Annotated in this window: 4 protein-coding genes; 2 read left to right on the top strand and 2 right to left on the bottom strand. The window is 53.7% G+C overall.

Annotated features, from left to right (window positions below; all coding sequences use genetic code 11):
• The first annotated feature begins 93 nt into the window (after nt 1–93).
• On the top strand, nt 94–339 hold the full coding sequence (locus C7H09_RS07985; RefSeq protein ID WP_106760637.1) for a type II toxin-antitoxin system CcdA family antitoxin: 246 nt from the start codon (nt 94–96) through the stop codon (nt 337–339).
• Nucleotides 339–656 (top strand): CcdB family protein, encoded by a 318-nt coding sequence (locus C7H09_RS07990; RefSeq protein ID WP_106760638.1) that lies wholly within the window; start codon nt 339–341, stop codon nt 654–656. The genes C7H09_RS07985 and C7H09_RS07990 overlap by 1 nt, the downstream gene beginning before the upstream one ends.
• Before the next feature lie 106 nt (nt 657–762).
• Here the strand turns inward: C7H09_RS07990 and C7H09_RS07995 are convergent, their stop codons facing one another.
• Both C7H09_RS07995 and ltrA read right to left on the bottom strand, forming a co-directional pair.
• Nucleotides 763–999 (bottom strand): hypothetical protein, encoded by a 237-nt coding sequence (locus C7H09_RS07995; protein WP_106762053.1) that lies wholly within the window; start codon nt 997–999, stop codon nt 763–765.
• A gap of 121 nt (nt 1,000–1,120) precedes the next feature.
• Nucleotides 1,121–2,449, bottom strand: a complete 1,329-nt coding sequence (gene ltrA / locus C7H09_RS08000; RefSeq protein WP_240616512.1) for a group II intron reverse transcriptase/maturase — start codon at nt 2,447–2,449, stop codon at nt 1,121–1,123.
• Nucleotides 2,450–2,900: the final 451 nt, after the last annotated feature.

Consider the following 2,900-nt stretch of genomic DNA (forward strand, 5'->3'; position numbering starts at 1 on the left):
GCGTCCGACAACAGCCATTGGTTAAATGCTTGAATGCGCATCCGCATGCGCATAAACTGAGACCATCCATTAAATAGCCACTTGGAGGCTCAAATGGCAGAACTCTACAACGTAGCTGCCCCCAAAAAAGCGGCAAACCTCTCAGTCAATAGCGATCTGCTGCGTAAGACCCGTGAACTAAACATTAACCTGTCTGCTACCCTCGAGCGAGCGCTGAAAGAAGAACTCTCAAAACGTCAGTCAGAACAATGGGTTGAAGAAAACCGCGCCGCGATAAAAAGTTACAACGATTTTGTCGGACAACATGGATGCTTTGGCGACGAATTCAGGGAATTTTGATGGCACAGTTCGATGTATACCCCAACCCAAGCAAGACCAGCAAAGCGCACTACCCTTACCTTGTCGATATTCAGAGCAGCCTGTTGAGCGAGCTGGCAACGCGAATCGTCATCCCCTTGGGGAAACGCTCCGCATTTAGTGGTGAAGCCATGCAAGGAGTCACACCGGAAATCAGCTTTGCAGACCAAGAGCTTCTGCTGTTAACGCCTCAAATTTCCTCTGTTTCAGAAAAGCATCTCAAAAACCCGGTTGGCTCTCTATCGCACTTTAGAGACCAAATCGTTGGAGCTTTGGACATGGCTATCACCGGCATTTAACGCCGAAGCACAGCGGCGACCTTGGAGTAGCGACGAAGGAGCCACGTAAAGGGCGTCCGGCGGCCATCGGCCGCGTACTGCTGCGCCTTGTTAAATGTTGCGGCCACTATGCTGGCACCTTGTTTATTAATATTGAACTTTTACCTTTATAGTACTCTGTAGCGAATACAGTTTTATTGCTTTCATAAGCAGCAATCTGGATCCACTCTTGTGCTTCGCCAAGAGATACTTCTTTGTAGTCTGGGAGCAGAAGATAGCCACCAGGATATCTCTCTATAAAATCGTCAAGAGCATCCCAGCCTTGCAGCCATAATTCTTCTTGCTCTAAGTTGGTGAGCACCATTCCCAATCCTTGGTGACATTTAACGCTGAAGGTAACCGGCGCCGGTCGAGTAGGCCCTGGGAACCACCCCCAAAGCCTCTCACAGAACCGTACGTGAACCTCTCGATTCATACGGCTCTTGTTATCCAACCATTGCCCTTGATCCTGCCCAGTGAGCAAATAGATCCGGCCGTCGCCGACGCAGTCCATTCACTCTCCGGGCAGCCTGTAACAGACCTCTGAGTTTCCGATACTTCCCTAATGCCCACCGGCTCAACCTCAGATCGAAATGAAACAGCACATTCCGAATGTAGCTGCGGCCAAACAGGCTATAGTACTGCATCCAGCCTCGGAGGCGGGACTGACAGAATCGAGCGAACTGCCCGAGTTCTTTCTGTCGCCACCATTTCCAGGGCCACTCGTTGATCTGCTTGCGGATCTCTTTCGCTGCACTCTGGCTGATGGCCGCCGTGAAGTAGACTTTCTTTTGTCCCAACCGGTTGCGGATCAGCCGCGGTCGGAAGGTGTGACCCAGAAAATCAAACGCGATCTCCGGGTAGTCCCGCCGGTTGTACTCGCTCTTACAATACACAATCTTTGTCTTGCGGGGATGGAGCGTCAAGCCACACGCTGTGAATCGTGCCTCAAGGACCGATTTCAGTGCTTGAGCTTCCCGTTCACTGGAACAATGGCATACGATATCGTCCGCATAGCGTTCGAACTGGATGCCACCCCAGCGCTTCTCCACCCAGCGATCAAAGACGTAGTGCAGGAACAGGTTTGCCAGTAAGGGACTGATCACACCGCCTTGCGGCGTGCCCCGATCGCGTTCCTCCACGGAACCATCCGCCAACTGAACCGGCGCGCTTAGCCAGCGCCGGATGTACAGCTTCTGCCAGTCCTCGGTCACATGACGATCCACGGCCTTCATTAACAGGTTGTGGTCGATGTTGTCGAAGAAGCCTTGAATGTCCATATCCAGCACCCAGGCTTTCTTCCAGCACCGGGCCTGAGTCTGTTTCAGCGCATCGTGCGCTGACTTTCCCGGGCGGTAGCCGTAAGAGTCCGGGTGGAAGTGTTGTTCCAGTTCCGGTTCAATCAGCAGCTTGACCACCATCTGCGCAATGCGGTCGGCAACCGTTGGGATGCCGAGACGACGGGTTGCCCCATCCGCCTTTTCGATCTCCACGCGCAAAACCGGTGGTGGATGATAGCTTCCTGAGGACAAACGGTTCCAAAGCTTGTAAAGGTTATTGCTGAGGTCACCATCAAAGTCTTCCAGACTCTGATGATCTACCCCGGCGCTACCTTTGTTGGCTCGAACCCGCTTGTAGGCCTGATAGACCAAGGCCTTCGGGATGGTAAATGGTTTTGCCTGACCCTGACGGCTCCTCCCGGAATTCGGTTGGCCATCTGGATCCGACGGGATAACTTGCCCCCTTCGCTCCACACCCATTACAGGTGTTTCCACACTACTACGGGCCAATCCGTCCCTGTGTCCTGCATCGGTACTCTCGCCTCGCGGGATCTCCACTTGTGCTTCTCCCTTAACATCAGGACGACAGGTTCTCATGTTCCATACTCAAGCCTGTACCCAGGTCATGCCGCCTCAAGACCGGCTGCCGCTGTGTCCGTTGTGCCAGCTCACGTCACAGCTCATCCCGGGGAGACGCTCGGTCCCCGGTTCTGACAACATCTGTCTACATTTCGACCCCTCATCGGCGGTTCACTTTCGTTCATCTCCTTGGGTACGTACCTGACCGCTCTTGACGGCCTTTTCCCATGTCGCTCACGACCCGCACTCTTAATGCAAGCCGCACAGGGCGGTTTGATCCCGGTGTCTGGTCACCGAGACCGAGGGGCCTTCCCTCATCTTGAGTACAGCAAGAAAGACTGAAGTCTTTCGTCATGACACACGAGCG

Origin of the sequence: Marinobacter fuscus (assembly GCF_003007675.1) — a bacterium.
GTDB classification, from domain to species: domain Bacteria; phylum Pseudomonadota; class Gammaproteobacteria; order Pseudomonadales; family Oleiphilaceae; genus Marinobacter; species Marinobacter fuscus.